The sequence below is a fragment of the Allobosea sp. TBD101 genome, assembly GCF_059817965.1.
On record NZ_CM187543.1, the window covers coordinates 2,723,946 to 2,743,533 of the forward strand.

Annotated in this window: 16 protein-coding genes and 1 pseudogene; 7 read left to right on the top strand and 10 right to left on the bottom strand. The window is 62.9% G+C overall.

The features are described from left to right. Positions 1-259: 259 nt before the first annotated feature. The gene (locus tag AC6RIC_RS13360; RefSeq protein WP_454656727.1) at positions 260-706 is read right to left on the bottom strand and encodes a host attachment protein; all 447 of its coding nucleotides are present in this window, start codon (positions 704-706) and stop codon (positions 260-262) included. Between the two features lie 186 nt (positions 707-892). Here AC6RIC_RS13360 and AC6RIC_RS13365 point away from each other — a divergent pair, with 186 nt between their 5' ends. Then, positions 893-2,500: an MBL fold metallo-hydrolase RNA specificity domain-containing protein gene (locus AC6RIC_RS13365; protein WP_499736500.1), complete on the top strand. Its 1,608-nt coding sequence runs from the start codon at positions 893-895 to the stop codon at positions 2,498-2,500. A gap of 38 nt (positions 2,501-2,538) precedes the next feature. On the opposite strand, the gene AC6RIC_RS13370 is transcribed toward AC6RIC_RS13365, so the two are convergent. Beyond that, positions 2,539-2,781, bottom strand: a complete 243-nt coding sequence (locus AC6RIC_RS13370) for a hypothetical protein (RefSeq protein WP_499736501.1) — start codon at positions 2,779-2,781, stop codon at positions 2,539-2,541. A 144-nt stretch (positions 2,782-2,925) separates the two neighbouring features. On the opposite strand from AC6RIC_RS13370, the gene AC6RIC_RS13375 reads away from it, so the two are divergent. Further along, on the top strand, positions 2,926-4,512 hold the full coding sequence (locus AC6RIC_RS13375; protein WP_499736502.1) for a bifunctional aminoglycoside phosphotransferase/ATP-binding protein: 1,587 nt from the start codon (positions 2,926-2,928) through the stop codon (positions 4,510-4,512). 26 nt (positions 4,513-4,538) lie between these two features. Here AC6RIC_RS13375 and AC6RIC_RS13380 read toward each other — a convergent pair whose 3' ends face one another. Together AC6RIC_RS13380 and AC6RIC_RS13385 are read right to left on the bottom strand one after the other, a co-directional pair. After that, positions 4,539-6,452 carry a hybrid sensor histidine kinase/response regulator gene (locus tag AC6RIC_RS13380; RefSeq protein WP_499736503.1) on the bottom strand — a complete coding sequence of 638 codons (1,914 nt, stop codon included), beginning with the start codon at positions 6,450-6,452 and terminating at the stop codon, positions 4,539-4,541. 9 nt (positions 6,453-6,461) lie between these two features. Further along, a complete protein-coding gene (locus AC6RIC_RS13385) occupies positions 6,462-7,214 on the bottom strand; it encodes a Crp/Fnr family transcriptional regulator (RefSeq protein ID WP_454656732.1) in 753 nt (250 codons plus the stop codon). 138 nt (positions 7,215-7,352) lie between these two features. Here AC6RIC_RS13385 and AC6RIC_RS13390 point away from each other — a divergent pair, with 138 nt between their 5' ends. Then, positions 7,353-8,096 (top strand): response regulator, encoded by a 744-nt coding sequence (locus tag AC6RIC_RS13390; RefSeq protein WP_499736504.1) that lies wholly within the window; start codon positions 7,353-7,355, stop codon positions 8,094-8,096. 31 nt (positions 8,097-8,127) lie between these two features. Here AC6RIC_RS13390 and AC6RIC_RS13395 read toward each other — a convergent pair whose 3' ends face one another. Continuing rightward, a complete protein-coding gene (locus AC6RIC_RS13395) occupies positions 8,128-8,301 on the bottom strand; it encodes a cytochrome b/b6 domain-containing protein (protein WP_499736505.1) in 174 nt (57 codons plus the stop codon). A gap of 141 nt (positions 8,302-8,442) precedes the next feature. Beyond that, positions 8,443-10,833 (bottom strand): phosphoketolase family protein, encoded by a 2,391-nt coding sequence (locus tag AC6RIC_RS13400; protein WP_499736506.1) that lies wholly within the window; start codon positions 10,831-10,833, stop codon positions 8,443-8,445. A 233-nt stretch (positions 10,834-11,066) separates the two neighbouring features. Here AC6RIC_RS13400 and AC6RIC_RS13405 point away from each other — a divergent pair, with 233 nt between their 5' ends. Further along, positions 11,067-11,603 carry a GNAT family N-acetyltransferase gene (locus AC6RIC_RS13405; protein WP_499736507.1) on the top strand — a complete coding sequence of 179 codons (537 nt, stop codon included), beginning with the start codon at positions 11,067-11,069 and terminating at the stop codon, positions 11,601-11,603. Positions 11,604-11,762: 159 nt separating this feature from the next. Here AC6RIC_RS13405 and AC6RIC_RS13410 read toward each other — a convergent pair whose 3' ends face one another. Next, positions 11,763-12,569, bottom strand: a complete 807-nt coding sequence (locus AC6RIC_RS13410) for an ABC transporter ATP-binding protein (protein WP_454656737.1) — start codon at positions 12,567-12,569, stop codon at positions 11,763-11,765. Between the two features lie 85 nt (positions 12,570-12,654). Next, positions 12,655-13,722 (bottom strand): universal stress protein, encoded by a 1,068-nt coding sequence (locus AC6RIC_RS13415; RefSeq protein WP_499736508.1) that lies wholly within the window; start codon positions 13,720-13,722, stop codon positions 12,655-12,657. Positions 13,723-13,789: 67 nt separating this feature from the next. Between AC6RIC_RS13415 and AC6RIC_RS13420 the strand changes: the two genes are divergently transcribed. The 3 genes and pseudogenes from AC6RIC_RS13420 to mgtA all read left to right on the top strand — a co-directional run bounded on the left by AC6RIC_RS13420 (position 13,790) and on the right by mgtA (position 17,544). Further along, positions 13,790-14,854 (top strand): NAD(P)-dependent alcohol dehydrogenase, encoded by a 1,065-nt coding sequence (locus AC6RIC_RS13420; RefSeq protein WP_499736594.1) that lies wholly within the window; start codon positions 13,790-13,792, stop codon positions 14,852-14,854. 76 nt (positions 14,855-14,930) lie between these two features. After that, positions 14,931-15,050, top strand: a pseudogene (locus AC6RIC_RS13425) (hypothetical protein); the annotation flags it as partial. Between the two features lie 100 nt (positions 15,051-15,150). Beyond that, positions 15,151-17,544, top strand: a complete 2,394-nt coding sequence (gene mgtA / locus AC6RIC_RS13430) for a magnesium-translocating P-type ATPase (RefSeq protein ID WP_499736509.1) — start codon at positions 15,151-15,153, stop codon at positions 17,542-17,544. 29 nt (positions 17,545-17,573) lie between these two features. Here mgtA and AC6RIC_RS13435 read toward each other — a convergent pair whose 3' ends face one another. Further along, positions 17,574-18,470 carry an ABC transporter ATP-binding protein gene (locus tag AC6RIC_RS13435; protein ID WP_488850840.1) on the bottom strand — a complete coding sequence of 299 codons (897 nt, stop codon included), beginning with the start codon at positions 18,468-18,470 and terminating at the stop codon, positions 17,574-17,576. 86 nt (positions 18,471-18,556) lie between these two features. Beyond that, entirely contained in the window at positions 18,557-19,540 is a 984-nt protein-coding gene (locus tag AC6RIC_RS13440; protein ID WP_454656741.1) for a zinc-dependent alcohol dehydrogenase family protein, read from the bottom strand. Positions 19,541-19,588: the final 48 nt, after the last annotated feature.

The following is a 19,588-nucleotide window of genomic DNA, read 5'->3' on the forward strand; positions in this document are numbered from 1 at the left end:
GCTGCTCATCGCGGCGCCAGCCTCGCGCATAGCGACGAACGGCATCTTCCCGCGGACCGAAAACTCGCACCGGATCCGCGCAATTGTATCCACGCCCTTCATCCCCCGCCCGCCCATCCGAAGCCGGCTCAAGGGGGGCAAAGTTGGACGCCGATCCCCCGCCTCACGGGGTCAAACTTGCACGCCGAAACACATTGAGCACGGTTTGGGGGAGCAACCCTGCATTTGCCTCGGATGACTCTCGAGTTCAGGCCGATCCCTATGGGCTCGACAGTAGCCGCTCAATTTCGTGGATCGGGTGCTTGGTCAGGTCCTTGTCGACTTCCGCGAGGATGCGAGCACGCGATTCCCCATCGAGGTGTTGGCGAAGCGCCGCGAGAATACGTGGCGGCGCCACCAGCACGATGTCCCGGGGTAGTCCGGACTGATTGGGACGGTTGAGGGCAGCAGCCGTGTCGCGCGCAAATTTCGTCTCGGCAAGCTCGTGCCAATTCGTCTCCTCGGTCGCGCTCGTGGGGCCGACGGCGTTTTGAATACGGCCTGGCCGGTCCGCTCCTTGTCGAGCGCTCGGCGGGTTCGCGGAGGCTTCCCTCACCTCGTCGACTTCGAACTTGGGCTGCGTCGGGTTGCCCTCGTTTCTCAGAAACATCGCCTTGCGGGCGTCGCATACGATCACCCAGGCATCGTGCGGAATCCGGAGGTCCATGACTGCGCTCCCTAAGTCGGATCTGGCATTTGCCGAGGATCGCTGCTGACCTGGCGCGCGCCTTGATCCAACTCAAAAGGAACGCCTCAGCGGCGAATTTGATCGTTCTCAAGGCGTGACGCGACGGATCGTGCTGGGAAAGCCTTCGCTGGCCTTCGGGTTCGCGGCCCTTTTCGGAGATCGACAATGACGGAGGTCGAAAGTCGGCAGGAAACCGGAATCCGTCTCTGTTTTCACGGAGCAGCCCACGCCGTCACCGGTTCCTGCTTCTCGCTTCGGACGGACGAGGCTCACATCCTCATCGATTGCGGCATGTTCCAGGGATCAAAGTCGGAAAAGGAACTGAACTACCGGTCATTTCCCTTCGACCCAGCTTTGATCGACGCCGTGCTCCTGACGCATGCCCATATCGATCACAGCGGGTTGCTGCCAAAGCTCGCGAAGGACGGCTTCTCGGGACCGATCTTCGCAACGGCGGCGACCGTAGACCTCTGCTCGGTAATGCTGCCGGATTCCGGGCACATCCAGGAGATGGAAGTCGAACAACTCAACCGGCGAAACGCACGGCGGGGCCGTTCGGCGGTGGAGGCGATCTACGGGGTCGAGCAGGCCATCACGACCCTTACGCAGTTTCGTTCCGTTCCGCTCGGCAAGCTGATGGCAATCGCCAAAGGGATACGTGCGCGATACTGGGATGCGGGGCATCTGCTCGGCTCGGCCTCCATCGAGGTCGAGATCGACAGACCCGGCGGCATACCCCTTCGGATACTCTTCTCGGGGGATGTCGGCTCCAGCCTTAAGCCGTTTCATGCTGATCCGACCGGTCCACAAGGGATCGATTACGTCATCTGCGAGACGACCTATGGCGACGTCGATCGGGAAGACGTTCTGCTGGACCGACGCCTGCTGTTGCTGCAAGCCGAGGTAACCGCTGCGGCGCAGCTCGAGGGACCGCTTCTGATTCCCTCCTTCGCCGTCGAACGGACCCAGGAACTCCTTGTCGATCTCATCCGGCTGATGAAGGCAGGTCGCATTCCGGGCGCGCCGATCTTCGTCGATTCACCGCTTGCGACCAAGGCCAGTGCGGTCTTCGAGAAGCACGCTGGTGAGATGACTAACGGCCAAGCCTTACTCGAGGCCTTGCGGGATCCCCAGGTCCGGTTCACGGAATCCGTCGAACAGAGCAAAGCCATCGACCGCATTCGCGGCTTTCATATCGTGATAGCGGCGAGCGGCATGTGCGATGCGGGCCGCATTCGACATCATCTGAAAGAATGGCTGTGGCGGGGTGCCGCGACGATCCTGTTCGCCGGCTTCCAGGCGCAAGGGACGCTCGGGCGAATTCTGCTCGACGGCGCCCACCATGTCCGGCTGATGGGCGAGGATGTCCAGGTGAAGGCCCGCATTCGCTCGCTCGATGTCTATTCCGGCCATGCCGACGGGCCTCAGCTCGCTGCCTGGGTTGCGGGGCGGCGGCCGATCTCCGGTTCCGTTTTTCTGACGCATGGCGAGGAGCGTGCCATGCAAAGTTTCGCTGACAGGTTGAAGAAGCTGGATCCCGAGCTGCTGGTGATCGCCCCCCTGCTCGACAGCATGTTCACGCTCCCGGGCGGGGCGCCGCGTCAGATCGGCAATCCGGTCCGCAGCGCTGCGAACAGCGCCGGACGGCTCGACTGGCATAATGAATTGTCCAGCCTGATCCTCGATATCGACGAGCAGATGTCGCTCGCCGCCGACGAACGTGGGCGGAAGCAGATCATCCGGCGGCTGCGGAAGGCTCTTACGTCCGAGTGAGCTTCGGCCGCTCGATGGGACCCCGCGGCGGGATGGTCTTAGCGGGACAGGATTTCGCGAATGAGGCTGATGAAGGCCCGCAGATGTAGCAGGAACGCCAAGGTCGGCTTCTGATCGAGTTCGCTGATGATCTCGGGCGGTCGGGTTTCGCGCCAAGCTCGCCAGGAACGCCGGGCCTTTGCTATCCAGTCGGTCGCATGTGCTTCGGGCATGGCATGACCCTTCGAAGGGAACGAGCCTTCATGATCGCAACCCCGGCGGCAGTCCTTGATCATCGTCAAGGATGACACTCCAGTTCCCGAAACGAGCGATCGCGAAGCGCCGGAGCTGCTCAAACTTGGAGAGAACCAGGACCTTCAGATTGATGAGAATCAAGGTGATTTCTCCGGGCGGGAAGAAAGTGGCGCTTCGACCGGAGACACGTCATGCAGATGGCCAGCCAGAATGAAACGATCTGCTTTATCGGTTCGTGCGACGCTTTTGGAGGGGGGGCTGAGTGGATCGAACTGGTCTCCACCCACATCTCGGTTGTCATGCTGATCGGGGCCCGCGCCCTCAAGTTGAAGCGCGCGGTCAAACTGGCTTACGTCGATTTGTCGACGCCGGAACGGCGATTGTCGATGTGCGAGCAAGAGCTGATGATGAACCGCCGGACGGCATCGGGTCTCTATCATGCGGTCCATCGGATCACTCGCGAACAAAATGGCGAGCTTGCCCTGAACGGCCAAGGTAAGTTGGTCGATGCCGTCCTAGAAATGGAGCGCTTCAACGACAACTGGCTCTTCGACCGGATGGCGGAGCGGCAGCGTCTCACCGCGACCGATATGACCGAGCTCGCGAGTGCGATCGCGCGACTTCATCGGACGGCGTCCGTTTCGACGGACAGCGAAGGAGCCGAGCGGATGACGCGCGTGCTCGCGGTCAACGAGCGCGCTCTTGCCGGTGCGGACATTCTTCCTCGCGATGAAGTCGAAGTCGTTATCGCGGGCTGCCGGGAAGCGCTGACTCGTCATACCGACTTGCTGAACCAGAGAGCCCAGGAGGGAAAAGTACGGCGCGGGCATGGCGACCTGCACCTGCGCAACATCTGCCTGTTCAAGGGCGAACCGTTGCTCTTCGATTGCCTCGAGTTCGATGAGGACCTGGCGACCGTGGATGTTCTCTATGATCTCGCTTTCGTGCTCATGGACCTCTGGCACCGGAATCTTGAAGTACTCGCCAACCTCCTCTTCAACCGCTACCTCGACGCCGTCGACGACGAGCGGGGAATTCGCCTGCTACCGTTCTTTATGGCGGTGAGAGCAGCCGTGCGCGCGCACGTTGTTGCGGTCGACACCGGGAGGTCCGAGACAGACCGATTGACCGAGGCGAGAGCCTATCTCGACCTTTGCCGCCGCCTCCTTAAGTCCAGACCTCCCGTCCTGGTCGCGGTCGGCGGCTATTCAGGTTCGGGGAAATCGACGCTTGCGGCGAAGCTCGCGCCCCTGCTGGGGCCGCCCCCCGGGGCCCGCATAGCCGCCTCGGATCGGATCCGGAAGAAGCTGCATGGCGTTCCCGCAGAGACCCGATTGCCGGTGGATGCGTATCACGCGGAGGTCTCGGCCCGAACGTATGCCGTCATGGTACAGGTTGCGGAGGCGGCATTGGCGCAGAGCCATGCCGCTGTATCCGACGCCGTGTTCGACCGCCGGATCGAGCGGGAGCGGATCGGCGAAGTGGCTAGGCGCGCCGGCGTGCCGTTCTGCGGCCTTTGGCTTCGGGCGCCGAAAGATGCGCTCGTGCAACGGGTAATCGAGCGTCGCGGTGATCCTTCCGACGCCACCCCCAGCGTCGTGATCGACCAGATTGCCCGGCATGGGGCTGCGACCGAATGGATGCGGATCTCGGCACAGGAGAATATCGACATTGTCGCCGCTGCCGCTCTTGCAGCGATCGGCTTGCAGGCTGGAGCCGCGGCGGTTTGGCCCAGTCCGGTATGCGCGCGATCAGGGGCGCACGCGGTGAAGACATGAGCGTGCTGTCGTATCTGCGCGGATCTTCAGTCGAGCAGCACGCGCAGCCGTGAGGCTAGCTCCCGCGCAGTGTATGGCTTCTTGAGCCAGCTTCCTTCGGCGAGCTCGCGTCCGGCGAGGCTCGGCTCGGCATAGCCGGACGTGAAGAGAACCTTCAGGCTCGGACGAAGAATGCGAGCTTCCCTGGCCAGCTCATCGCCGAACATACCTCCCGGCATGATGATATCGGTGAAGAGCAGTCGGATTTCCGGGTGCGCAGCCACGAGCGACAGCGCCTCCTTGCCATCGGCCGCCTGAATGACGTGGTACCCTTCCTCCTCCAAGCGTGCGACGACGACCCTGCGCACGCGCGCATCGTCCTCGACCACGAGGATGCATTCATCCGCGCTGGGCTTGGTGGCGGGAACAGGATCGACGTTGCCCGCGTCGGGAACGGACACCGGAATGGCGGCGGGAAGAAACAAGCGAACGGTCGTTCCCTCGTCAAGTTCGCTGTAGAGTTGAACGTGGCCCCCGGACTGACGTGCGAAGCCGTAGACCATGCTGAGGCCCAGCCCGGTTCCGGCGCCCACGCCTTTCGTGGTGAAGAACGGGTCGAATGCTCTTTGCTTGACCTCTTCGGTCATCCCGACTCCGGTATCGGAGACGCTGATCAGAACATAATCTCCCAGCCGAATCTGCGGATACATCTGGACATAGTCGGGATCGAGGTGAGTGCGTGCGATCTCGACCCTGAGACGCCCGCCGCGCGGCATCGCATCGCGGGCGTTCAGCGCAAGGTTCAGTAATGCATTCTGCAATTGGGTTGTGTCGACGAGCGCCGTGAGGGAATGGCCCGTGACGACGGTCTGCAATTCTATGGTTTCGCCAAGGGTTCTGCGCAGCAGCTCGGAGAATGTCGAAACGAGCTCCCCGATATTCGTCAGTTTTGCGTTGAGGGCTTGGCGCCGGCCGAAGGCGAGAAGTTGGCCCGTGAGCTTGGCTCCGTCATCGGCCGCACCCTGGGCTTCGCGCAGCAGTTCCAGAAGCTGACCGTCTTCGAGGCGGCGCTCGACCATCTCGAGATTCCCGCTGATCACCGTCAGCAGGTTGTTGAAATCATGCGCGATCCCGCCGGTGAGCTGACCGATGGCCTCCATCTTCTGGGATTGCCGCAATTCCTCCTCCATCCGGTGCCGGCTGGTCAGGTCGCGGATGAAGCCCGTGAAGATGCGCTGGCCATTCGCGGCGGCCTCACCAACGGCAAGTTCCATTGGAAAGGTCGTTCCGTCCTTGCGTTGGCCCGTCACCACGCGTCCGAAGCCGATGATGCGACGCTCTCCGGTCGCGAGATAGCGGCCGATATAGCCATCGTGTCGGCTCCGATCGGGATCGGGCATGAGGGCCTTGACGTTCCGGCCGCAGACTTCGTCGGCGGCGTAGCCGAACAGCTTCTCCGCAGCCTTGCTGAACGACATCATGATGCCGGCTTCATCGATCACGACCATCGCTTCCGGAACGGTATCGAGGATCGAGAGCAGGTGTGACTGACGGGAGGCGAGGGCGGCCTGCGCGTTTTTCAGTTCGCTGATGTCAATGTTCGTGGCGAGGACGACCGAGTCTTCCGGCGCTTGCCTGATCACGACCACCCACCGGCTCACGACGAATATCCGTCTTCCATCCCGGTGGCGCTGCGTCAGCTCGCCTTTCCAGGTTCCGTCTCGACGCACATCCCGCAGGATGACATCCAGCGGCTGCGGAAACTCGGTCCTCAGGAGTTGGCGGACATTCTGACCGAGGGCTTCCCGGGCGTTCCAACCGTATAGATCCTCGCAGCCACCGCTCCAGCGAACAATCCTGCCATCGAACTCATAGACCAGGATATTGGCGTCATCGAGCACCTGAACGATCTCATCCAGGCTCCTCTGGCTGATAGCCCTTGGGCCGCGCGCTGCCGTCATGCTTCCCCGTCAATGCGCTCGCATGGCCTGTCGGCCGGGAGGAATGTCGTGCAGATCATCGTATTCGTCCCCGCCGTCGGCAAGGCTTCTCAATAGCGCCGGCTTGCGGATCGTGAAGCGATAACGAGTGTTGGACTGAATGACGCCCCGCTTGATCAGGTTCGTCATCGTTCTCGACACCGTTTCGATCGTCAGGCCGAGATAGTCCGCCATGTCGACCCGGCTGATCGGGATTTCGATCTCGGTGGCCGGGCCGTGCTCGTTTCCGGCACGCCGCGCGAGCGTGAGCAGCAGATCGCAAACGCGCTCCTCGGCTTTCTTGCGGGCAAGCAGGATCATTCTCGCCTGTGCACTCGCCATCTCCTGGCACAGCCAGTTGACGAATTGGGGGCGCAATTGTTCGGAACTGTCGACCGCCTGCTGAAAGCGACTCCGATTCAACCGCCGGAGCTTTACCTCTCCGACTGCCTCCGCGTCGCCGAGACAGTGTTCATCCGGAGAAAGGCCGAAGATCTCGCCGGGATAGAAGAAGCCCGTGATGACGCGGCTGCCATCGCTGAGGATCTTGGAAATGCGGACCAGCCCGGTCACGATCTTGAAGACGTGCGTGGCCGGATCGCCGTCCCGGCAAATGGTCTGGCCACGTCCGAACGCTTCGAGAGGCTGCTGACTGAACAGCCCCAGCAACCCAGGTTTCGGTTCGCCCTTCGCGACGATGGGCAATGGGGAAGGAAAGTTGGACGCCGCATTCACGATGAGCATAGCGCGATCCTCCGCTTCGATCTGACGAGGGGATGAAAGCGGCGACGCATGGCGCGTCGAAGGTCTGCGTGTTAGCGTGTGTGCAGAATTGTTACGGATTGTAACAACCGATCCGTGGCCCAATCGGTGCAACCCGCCATGGCCGAGCCGACATCGCGAAGCGCTCATATTCTGGTCGTGGACGACGATCCGCGCATCCGCCAGATGCTGATCCGCTACTTCGAGGAGGAAGGCTACCACGTCAGTGCAGTGGCGGACGGTCGGGGAATGCGTGATGCGTTACAGCGCAACGCGATCGACATCGTCTTGCTGGACCTGATCCTCGACAGCGGAGAGGACGGATTGATGTTGGCCCGCGAAATCCGATCCAGATCGGATGTGCCCATCATCATGCTGACGGGTCGGGATGACGTTGTGGACAGGATCGTCGGGCTGGAAATGGGCGCCGACGATTACATCGCGAAGCCGTTCCATCTGCGCGAAGTCCTGGCGAGGCTACGCACCGTGCTACGTCGGCACCACCCGAGTCCGCCCCAAACGATCGACACCGAAGATGGGAACGTCATCCGGTTCAATGGCTGGATGTTGGATCCCCGGGAGCGTCGGCTGATCACGCCTGAAGGAGAAGACGTCGCGCTGACGACGGGAGAATTCAACATTCTCATGGTGATGGCCAAGCATCCCGGCCGCGTTTTTTCACGTGATACGCTAATGAACTTGACGAAAGGCCGAAATTACGAGGCTTTCGACCGGGCGATCGATGCGCAGATCTCCCGTTTGCGCAAGAAGATCGAAGGCGGCAAGGATCCGCTGGTCCTGATCAAGTCCGTGCGCGGAGTGGGATACGTCTTCACCGGGCAATCGCCAGCGCGAACGGTCTAGGTGTGCCTACGGCATCGCCTGGCTTCCTCGATCAGGACATGTTCCGCCGCGCAAACCACATGCGCTTAAGCAGGCCATCGCCTCGCACGAGCTGGTGATACAGAGCGGCCACGGCATGAATGACTGCGAGACAGAGCAGCGCGTTGGCCGCAAGCTCATGCCAGCCGTTGATCGAACGCCGCAGCGCTCGATCGTCAGAAGGCAAACCCCGGTATCTGCACGATTCCGAACCAGTCCCAGCCTCGCACGGCCACGTTGACGAGGCCGAGAACTGAGATGAGACCCGCCACGCCCGCCGGGTAGCAGCCCCGCAGACTTTGGTGCGGACGAGTCGTCGACGCTGGTCTCATCCCGTCGCGGTCCACTGCCAGTCACTCACTTCCGGCATGTCCACGCCATGCTCGCGGATATAGCGCCCGTGCTCGACCAGCTTGTCGCGGATCGCTTGTTTGGCATAGGCAGCACGAGCGCCAAGACTTGGCACCCGATCGATGACATCGCCGACGAGATGGAAGCGGTCGAGCCGGTTGCGCACGACCATGTCGAAGGTCGTCGTCGTCGATCCCTCCTCCTCGTAACCGCGCACATGGATGTTGGCATGGTTCGTCCGCTTGTAGGCGAGCCGATGGATGAGCCAGGGATAGCCGTGATAGGCGAAGATCACCGGCTTGTCGGTGGTGAACAGGGCATCAAAATCGGCATCGGTCAGGCCGTGCGGATGCTGGGACTTCGGCTGCAAGGTCATCAGGTCGACGAGGTTGACGACGCGAACCTTCAGCTCGGGCAGATGTCGGCGCAGCAGCGTGACCGCCGCGAGCGTTTCGAGGGTCGGCACGTCGCCGGCGCAGGCCATCACGACGTCGGGCTCGGTTCCCCGGTCATTGCTGGCCCATTCCCAGATGCCGATGCCCTGCGCGCAGTGCTTGATCGCGGCATCCATGTCGAGCCATTGCGGGGAGGGTGCTTTCCCGGCGACGATGACGTTGATGCGGTCCCAGCTTCGCAGACAGTGGTCGGTCACATGAAGCAGCGTGTTGGCGTCCGGCGGAAGATAGACCCGTACGATGTCGGCCTTCTTGTTCACGACATGGTCGATGAAGCCGGGGTCCTGGTGGCTGAAGCCGTTATGATCCTGCTGCCAGACATGGGAAGTGAGGAGGTAGTTCAGCGAGGCTATCGGCCGCCGCCAAGGCACTTCCTTGGCCGTCTTCAGCCATTTCGCATGCTGGTTGAACATCGAGTCGACGATGTGGATGAAGGCTTCGTAGCAGGAAAAGAGGCCATGGCGACCGGTCAGAAGATAGCCTTCCAGCCAACCCTGGCAGAGATGCTCGCTCAGGATTTCGGTGACACGGCCGTCGCGCGTGAGATTCTCATCTTCGGGGAGGATTTCTTCCTGCCAGGCCCGGTCCGTTACCTCGAAGAGGGCCTGTAGGCGGTTCGAGGCGGTCTCGTCGGGACCAAAGACCCGAAAGTTCCGGCTCGCCTCGTTTGCCCTCATGACATCGCGCAGGAAAGCCCCCATGACCCGGGTCGCCTCGGCCTTGCCGCTGCCTGGGCGTTCCACAGACACGGCATGGCGAGTGTAATCCGGCATCCTCAGGGGGCGGCGCAGCGCTCCGCCATTAGCATGGGGGTTGGCGCTCATGCGCTTTTCGCCTGAAGGTGCCAGTGCCGCGATCTCGGCGCGCAGCCGACCGGCCTCATCGAACAGTTCCTCCGGGTGATAGCTGCGCAGCCAATCTTCGAGCAGTTGCAAATGGCCCTGCTTCGACATGTCGCTGAAAGGCACCTGATGGGAGCGCCAGAAGCCCTCGGCCTTCATGCCGTCAACGGTCTTCGGACCGGTCCAGCCCTTGGGGCTGCGCAGCACGATCATCGGCCAGAGCGGACGATTGCGCGACGCCCCCGCGCGGGCTTGATCCTGGATCGCTGCAATTCTGGAGAATGCGATATCGAGCGCTGCCGCCATCGCCTGGTGCGTCGCTTCCGGCTCCTCGCCTTCGACGAAGAGCGGATCGTAGCCGTATCCGCGCAGCAATGCCTCCAGCTCGGCATGCGGGATGCGCGCCAGAACGGTCGGGTTGGCGATCTTGTAGCCGTTGAGGTGCAGGATCGGCAGGACGGCACCGTCCGCTGCCGGATTGAGGAACTTGTTGGAGTGCCAGGACGCGGCGAGGGGACCGGTCTCAGCCTCGCCATCGCCGATCACGCAGGCGGCGATTAAACCGGGATTGTCGAGCACGGCGCCAAAGGCATGCGCGAGGCTATAACCGAGCTCGCCACCTTCATGGATGGAGCCGGGCGTGTCGGGCGCGGCGTGGCTGGGGATTCCGCCCGGGAAGGAGAATTGCTTTACGAAGCGCCGCAAGCCTTCCTCGTCCTGCGACACGTCCGGATAGAGCTCGCTATAGGTTCCTTCGAGATAGGTGCTTGCTACCACGCCCGGCGCGCCATGGCCGGGGCCGGCGATGAAGAGGATGTCGAGATCCCGAGCCCTGATGATGCGGTTGAGGTGCAGATAGATAAAGTTCAGGCCGGGTGTCGTGCCCCAGTGGCCGAGCAATCGCGGCTTCACATGCTCGATCCGCAGAGGCTCGCGCAGTAGCGGATTGGAGAGCAGATATATCTGCGCCACGGAGAGGTAGTTGGCGGCCCGCCACCAGGCCTGCATCAACGCGGCTTCCTCCGAGCTCAGAGCCGTCTGCGCCGCGGTATCGATGTCCCGAGAGGTCATTGCCGTGCTCCAGCAGGGCTTCAGAAAAGAAATTCTACGTCCGCGCCATCGCTGTGCGCTTTGATTTTCAGCAAAGCGGATCCGAAGTGCAGCGAGTACGAACGAACTGATCTGTGCAGGGATGATCGACCATCATCGTGGCGTCGGTCTGTTCATGGTCCGCCGGAAGCCCTGGCGTAGCCGACCTGCCGAAAAGCGCCTGCTCGATTGCACAGCGATTGGAGGGAAATCTCATGATGACCGACGATTTGAGCCGCTACCTCAACACACGCGCCGGTTTCAGGTTCCTGGTGAGGCCCGCCCATCCCGACGACGAAGCGGGACTGGCTGAATTCTTCACGCATGTGACGCCCGAGGATCTGCGATTCCGCTTTCTGACCACGGTCAAGGAGGTCGGGCATGATCGCTTGGCCGCGATGACGAAGGCCGAGGATCGGCAGACCGAAAACTTCGTTGCCTTCACCGATGACGGGAAGACGATCATCGCCGCGGCCATGCTTGCTTGCGACGCCGCTTTGGAGAAAGGAGAAGTCGCGATCTCGATCCGGCGCGAGTACAAGCATAAGGGCGTGGGTTGGGAGTTACTCAGGCATGTTTGCAAGGTCGCCGAGAGCAAGGGCGTGAAGGCTGTCGAATCTCTCGAAGATCGACAAAATCACGAAGCGATCGAGATCGAAATCGAGCAGGGGTTCGAGGTCAACGAGTGTCGGGACGACGCGAGACTCGTTGTGCTTCGAAGGACATTCAAGCCGGCACCCAAGGTGAAGTGATCGGTTGATCGGCTAAAGTGTCCTCGCACGAATTCCCTTGGCGTACGATCTTCAATCATGGCCAGGGCAGGGACATTTTCCAGCTCGCTTGCGAGTCCCGCAGATGCACTCTTGGGGGCGTGTCTACGGCGTCTGATCGTGCCGCTCTGCAAGCACATGTCAGGCGGTGATTTGATCCGCGAAAATGGTCCGACCGCGTTCGCCCGCGAAATACTGCTTGAGCCAGGGGTCCTCGTGCCTCAGCAAATCCTGTAGCGTGCCGAGAGCAATGATCTTGCCCCGGGCAATGGCCGCGATCCTGTCGCAGGTCGTGTGAAGGCTGCTCAGATCATGGGTGATCATCATCACCGTCAGGTTCAGACTCGCCTTGAGGGTCAACAGAAGCTGGTCGAAGGCATCGGCGGCGATGGGATCGAGCCCCGAGGTTGGCTCGTCGAGAAACAAAATCTCCGGATCGAGAGCCAACGCCCGGGCCAAGGCGGCTCGCTTGGTCATGCCACCCGACAGCTCAGCCGGGTACTTCTCCGCCGCATCAAGCGGCAACCCGACCATCTCGATCTTCAGCATCGCCATTTCGGTCAGCAGGCTCGGCGACAGATGCAGAAGCTCGCGCATCGGGAGCTGGATGTTCTCCGCGATCGTCAAGGACGAGAATAGGGCGCCTTGCTGGAACATCACGCCGCAGCGCTGTTCGACGGCTCTGCGCTCACTCTGCCGAAGGTCATCGAGATCTCTGCCGAATATTTCGATGACGCCGCTTCGCTTGGGGAGAAGGCCGAGGATCGTTCGTGCCAGGACTGACTTGCCGGAGCCGGAAGCTCCGATAACCCCGAGAATCTCGCCGCGCATGATGTCGAGATTGAGGTGATCCAATACCGCCTTGGCGCCGAAGACGACTTCGAGATCTCGGACGCGAACGGCCACTTCACCTCGGTTCGGATCCTGTTCTCGCTCGGTCCCAACCATGAACGGTTCTCCGACTGCAAGGCAGTAGCTGAGCAAGGCGGTTGGCCCATTGGGAAAACTCACCCGGGGCAACCGCCTTGCGACGCTAATGAGCGAGAAAAAGCGGCACGGCGGAGCTGTCGATCAGATCCGCGGTCACGCCGCCGAGCACCCATTCCCGGAAGCGCGAATGGCCATAGGCTCCGATGACGATCAGGTCTGCCGAAATCCGCCTAGCCTCGGAAAGGAGCGCGTCCGTCGGCGACGTCTCCGTATTAAGCACGGTTGCCGTTGCTTCGATACCGTGCCTGGCGAGATGGGCGCTGATATCGGCGAGGACTTCGGCACCGCCCATCCGTCCATGGGCCTCTTCCCTGACCGTGACGATGTGAACCTGTGTTGCGTGGGCGATCAGGGGCAGGGCCTCGGCTACGGCTCGGGCGCTCTGTCGCGTATCGGTCCATCCGATCAGGACGGTCTTGATCGGAGAGCGCAGCGCGGCCTTGGGTGGCAGGAGGTAGAGCCCTCTGCCTCCGTCGAACATGACGCTCTCGATCAGTTGACGCCAGCGGCCGTGGCCGTCACCGCGCGGACAGGTCGCGATGAAGAGGTCGTTCCAGCGGGCTTCGCTGGTGACGGCCTGTTCGAGAAGGCCGGGGAATGCGTCGAGGCGGCGTAGCTCATGCACGGGGCCGAGGCGCGCCAGGCGCTCCCTGAGACGCTTCTCACTGACGTCTCCTTCTTCGGTGACGGCATCGACCAATTGCCCGATCGCGGTGATCCCGAAATCGCCGGCGAAGAGCGCGGGATCGGGCAAGAGGTTCGTGAAGATCCCGGTCATCCGAGCCGCGAAGCCGGCAGCGAGCGCTTCCGCATGAGCCAGGCGGGTTTCGTCCTCCGGCGAACCATCGAGGTGGATTGCGATGTCGCGATAGGCGGTGCCGCGAACGGCCTGCGCCTTCGCTACTGTGCTCGAAGAGAGAGTGATGTCGTTCATGCCAACCTCCGCGTCGAAAGCTGTTCCTGATGTGCCATCGAGCGACGGAAGCGCATCGACCACATTGATTTTCGTCAAACGCCCGGGTGTTCTCTCGCAATTTTGCGTTGGGTCAAATCCAGATGGGCCGGTTCGGGGCAGGCTGATTTCATCTCGAAGAATTCGGAGAGGGATCATGTCGTCATCGCTTCAATCCGGCGTGCGGTCCTCGACGGAAAAGCGGCGCGCAAGCCGGTCCAAGATGATGTGCGCCACCGTGTTCGTGGAACCCGGTCGCATCGAACTCGAGGACAAGCCGATTCCCGATGTGAGGCCGCTCGACGCACTGCTGCGCATCACCACCACGACGATCTGCGGCACCGACATCCATATCCTCAAGGGCGAGTATCCGGTCGCGCGCGGCCTCACCATCGGCCACGAGCCGGTCGGCGTGATCGAGAAGCTCGGATCGGAGGTGAAGGGTTTCCGCGAGGGGCAGCGGGTGATCGCCGGCGCTATCACGCCTTCGGGGCACAGCGCCGCCTGCCTCTGCGGCTGCGCCTCGCAGGACGGCCCCGGCGAGCGCCACGGCTTTAAGGCCATGGGCGGCTGGCGCTTCGGCAACACGATCGACGGCGCACAAGCCGAATACCTGCTGGTGCCGGATGCGATGGTCAATCTCGCACATGTGCCCTCCGGGCTGACGGACGAGCAGGTGTTGATGTGTCCCGACATCATGTCGACCGGCTTTTCCGGCGCCGAAAGCGGCGGGGTCAGGATCGGCGACTGCGTCGCCGTATTCGCGCAGGGCCCGATCGGGCTGTGTGCCACGGCCGGCGCCCGGCTGATGGGCGCGACGCGCATCATCGCCGTGGAGAGCGTTCCGGAACGGCAGGCGATGGCCCGCAGATTGGGCGCCGACGAGATCGTCGATTTCTCGCAGGGCGATCCGGTCGACGAGATCATGCGGCTGACGGAGGGGCGAGGTGTCGACGTGGCGATCGAGGCACTGGGCCGCCAGGAGACCTTCTCCGCCGCATTGCGGGTGCTGCGTCCCGGCGGAACGCTATCGTCGCTCGGTGTCTATTCGAGCGACCTGACGATCCCGCTCGGCGCCTTCTCGGCGGGTCTCGGCGACCACCGCATCGTCACCACGCTCTGCCCCGGCGGCAAGGAACGGATGCGACGCCTGATCGACGTCGTCGCCTCGGGACGGATCGACCTGGGACCGCTGGTCACGCACCGTTTCCCGCTGGAGCGCATCAAGGATGCCTATGAGCTGTTCTCGCACCAACGCGACGGTGTCCTCAAGGTCGCGATCACGCCTTGAACGGCAGAATCAAGGAACGGCATGTCACTTAGCGCCCGCCGCAGCGACCGGATCATCAGCGTAGTCGACGGGCGCAATGAGGGAGGCCGGCGTGACGACGGAGCCTGCGAAAGCAGTCGCGGCATGCGGCGGGGAATTCTGGCGGGAGGGGCGGGATGGATTGCTGCAACGTCTCGGGGCCACGCCGGGCGGCTTGAGCGATGTTGAAGCGGCCGAACGGCTGAAATGCTTCGGGCCCAATCTCGCCGTGACCAGTCTGCGGCGGGGGGGGGTCGTTCAAGATCGCCAAGCGGCTCATGGAACCCCTGATCGCGATCTTGCTGATTGCCGCACTCATCTCGGGGGCGACGGGCGATTGGCAGAGCCTGATCATCATCGTGCTCATCGTGCTGGCTTCGATCGCCCTCGACGTCTTCCAGGAGACCCAAGCGGAGAATGCCGTTGACGCGCTCCGCCGAACGGTGGCGGTGCAGGTCACGGTTCTTCGCTGCGGACGGCTCATTGAAGTCCCGGTTCGGGAGGCTGTTCCTGGTGACGTCGTCGCGCTTCACACCGGTGATCTCATCCCGGCCGATGGCCTGATCCTCGAGAGCCACGATGCGTTGGCCGATGAAGCGGCGCTCACTGGCGAACCCTTTCCGGTGGAGAAGCTGGCAGCTCCTGAGAATTCCGCTGGCTACGGAACCGCCAGCGCCCTTTTTGGGGGAACAAGCCTCGTTGGCGGAGAGGTCCGGATGCTCGTCGCTGCGACGGGCGCGCAGACACGGCTAGGCTCGATCTCCCGTTCCATGCAGGCGAGCGAGCCGCCCACCGCCTTCGAACGTGGGGTTCACGGGCTCGGCATCCTGATCCTGCGCCTCACCGGCTTCCTGGTCCTGTTCGTGCTGCTGACACAGCTCGTGCGTCACGGGCTGTCGATCGAGAGTTTCCTGTTCGCCGTCGCGCTGGCCGTGGGGCTGACGCCGGAGCTGTTGCCGGTCGTGATGACGGTGACGCTCGCACGGGGCGCGATGCGCATGGCGCAACGCCAGGTCGTGGTGAAGCGGTTATCCGCGATCCACGATCTCGGGGCGATGGATGTGCTGTGCACCGACAAGACCGGGACGCTGACGGAAGCGCGGATCGCCCATGTCGGAAGCTTCGACTGCGACGGCTTTGAAAGCTCGCGCGTAACCGAACTCGCTTGCCTCAACAGCCGTTTTTGCAGCGGGCTGCGCAACAACCTCGACACTGCTTTGCTCGCCAACTCGGAAGGCGACGATAAGGCCTGGCGTGCCCTGGCCGATCTGCCGTTCGATTTCCAGCGGCGACGCTCCTCCGTTCTTGTGGCGAGGGGCGACGAGCGGGTGATGATTGTCAAGGGCGCTCCCGAAGGCTTGCTCGACCTGTGTGACAGCTTGGAGCGTGAGGATGGGACGGTTGAAAAGCTCGACGATGCTCAGCGAGGCAAGCTTCTGACCTTATTCGAAGCAAAAGGGGCGCAGGGCTTGCGCTTGCTCGGCATCGCTCAGCGCCCTATGCCTCCCGGAACCCATGACCTGTCTCGCGACGACGAAGCCGGTCTTGTCTTCGCGGGCTGCGCTGCCTTCATCGACCCGCCCAAGGCTTCCGCAGGCGTGGCGGCCCGCCAGCTCGCGGCGGCGGGCGTGCGCGTCAAGGTGATCTCGGGAGACGCCGCCCCCGTCGTTCGCCATCTCGCCGAAACTCTGGCGCTTCCGGCGCGAGGGCTGATGACGGGTGACGAGATAGCGGCATTGGGAGATGCCGCCCTGGCCGCTCGCGTTCGCGACGTCGACCTGTTCGCTCGGATCGCGCCGGAACAGAAGGCGCGCCTCGTCTTGGCCCTGCGCAGGGCGGGGCACACCGTCGGCTTCATCGGCGACGGCATCAACGATGCGCCGGCGATCCATGCCGCGGATGTCGGCCTCTCCGTCGAGGGTGGCACCGAAGTCGCGCGCGAGGCGGCGGCGATCGTCCTGCTGGCACCCGATCTCGGGGTTCTCGCGCAGGGCATCGCCGAGGGACGGCGCACCTATGCCAACATCATGAAATATGTCCGCATGGGTACGAGCTCGAATTTCGGCAACATGCTGTCGATGGCGCTGGCGTCGATGGTGCTGCCTTTTCTGCCGCTCAACCCGTTGCAGATCCTGATCAACAACATGCTCTACGACCTGTCCGAGGTCGGCATTCCTTTCGACGAGGCGGACCCCGCCGACCTTGCGAAGCCGCAGCACTGGGACATGCACGCCGTGCTCCGCTTCACGCTCGTCATGGGGCCGCTCTCATCTGTATTCGATGTGGCAACTTTCGCCGTTCTGCTCGGTGTTTTCGGCGCAGGCACCGAGACGTTCAGGACGGCCTGGTTCGTCGAGTCGATCCTGACGCAGATCCTGGTGATCTTCGTCATCCGCACCGCCGCACCCTGCTGGCGCAGCCGGCCGCATCGCTTTCTCGTCATGACCTCGCTCGGGGCTCTCGCCGCCGCACTGATCCTGGCCCTGACGCCGCTCGGTCATCCCTTCGGCTTTGTCGCGCTGCCGGTTCCGCTCCTGCTCGCCATCCTGGTCATCGCCGCCCTCTACCTCGGGCTTGCCGAGATACTGAAGCCGCTGGCGATGCGCGCGGAAGGGAAACGAAGAAGAGGTCGCACCCGTCATTCGGAAGCTCGTCGTTTCCGCGCCTTCTGAAGCGTCATGACCTCTGGGGGCCGCCGCGGTCATGGAGGAGTATCGTCGGGCAACGTTTCGAGCGCCCGAATAACGAGGTCGTATTTCACGGAGGTCATCGCAAAGCCGCGCGCCCAGTCGATGACGTCGTTCCAGGGGTCGACGATCTTGGTCGTGGCGGACAGGAAGGTGACGACGGTGGCGATCTCGGTCTGTCCGCGAACCGCCAGCACGCAGCCGATGCCGAGCACAAGCAGGCTGCCCAGGGAATAGGTCAGGTTCATCAGAAAATTGAGAGAGAACTTGATTTCGAAGATGCCGATGTCGACAGCGAACACCTCGTCCAGCTTGGGCGCGCTCGATTCCGCTTTCGATGGAGACAGGATTTCGTCGCCGAAACGTCGGAGGAGGCGCGTTCGCTGCGCCACGCGACGGTTGATCGCCCGCTGCATGAGCGGCACGAACACGAATTGCGGCGCGAGGATCAGCAGGCTGGCACCCATCATTCTGAGGTCGAGGAAGGCGAGATAGATGAAGACGCTCGCCAGAAACCCGATCTCGACGATCGGCAGGCTGAGGCTCGAGCCGACGAACCCGCCGATGTCGTCCGCTTCGGCGAGGATCATGGCGAGGCCGGTTCCATTGGCGAGATCGGAACCTTCCTCATCCGCTTGTTCAAGTCGCTGCGTCACCACAAGTCGCAGGTCGCGGGTCGCGCATTCTCCGAGCCAGGCGCGGTAGACGTTCATCGCCAATTTCGCCAGGCCAAAAGCCAGCACGAGCCCGATTTGTAAAGCAATCAAGGTCAGGATGGCACGGGCGCTGCCGAGATGGACGGCGGCGTCGATGATGCGCCGCTGGGTTTCGATCGGGGCGGCATTGAGCAGGAAGACGAAGATGGACAGGGCGCAGACGGCCGCCTGATGCCAGCCGCCTGAGAGGAGCACGAAGCGGAGAAGAGAGGACGGCAGAGGCGAGGCTTGCCCATGTGGACGAGGGGGCTCGGATATCGCGGCAATGAGCCCCGAGAGCGTCATGGCACCAGCACCGCCGCGCCCTGCAACCGGCCGGCGCGCAGATCAGACAGTGCCTCGTTCGCCCGCTCCAAGGGATAGATTGTGGTTTTCGTCCTGATGCCGGCCAGCTGGGCGATCGACAGGAATTCGCGGCCGTCTGCTCGGGTAAGATTGGCGACCGAAACAAGTTCGCGTTCGTGCCAGAGCAGATCGTAGCCGAAGCCGGGAATGTCGCTCATATGGATGCCGCCGCAGACGACGCGCCCGCCCTTCACGACGGCGCTCAGGGCCAGCGGGACCAGCGCGCCGACGGGCGCGAAGATCAGCGCGGCGTCGAGCGGCACCGGCGGCTTTTCTTCGGAGCTTCCGGCCCAGCATGCACCGAGCGATAGGGCATGAGCCTGTGCTGATTCGTCGCCCGGACGGGTGAAAGCATAGACTTCGCGCCCCTGCCAACGGCAGATTTGCGTGAGGATGTGAGCGGCAGCGCCGAAACCGTAGAGACCGATCCGCCGGGCTGCGCCGGCGCTGCGTAGGCTGCGCCAGCCGATCAACCCTGCGCACATCAAGGGTGCGGCAGCGACGGGGTCGGGGAATTCATCCAGCGGGAAGACATAGGCCGCCTCGGCAATGACGTGCGTGGCGAAGCCGCCATCGCGGGTGTAGCCGGTGAATTCCGGGGTGTCGCACAGGTTCTCGCGGAGGGCATGGCAATAGGGACAATGCCCGCATGTATGCCCCAGCCAGCCGAGGCCGACGCGCCGACCGATCAATCCGGACGCGATATCTGATCCGACCAGATCGACCCGGCCGACGACTTCGTGACCAGGGACGCGTGGGCATTGCAGATCGGGCAGTTCGCCATCGACGACATGCAGATCCGTACGGCAGATGGCGCAAGCCTCAACCTTGATCCGTAGTTCTCCCGGGGCAGGTGCAGGATCGGGGCGCGACTCCTCTACTAGTGGGCTGCCCGCGGCGTTCAGAACCATCGCCTTCATGGGATTCTCCCGCTCTGCGCGCTGAAGAACCTACCTGGGGGAGGTGGC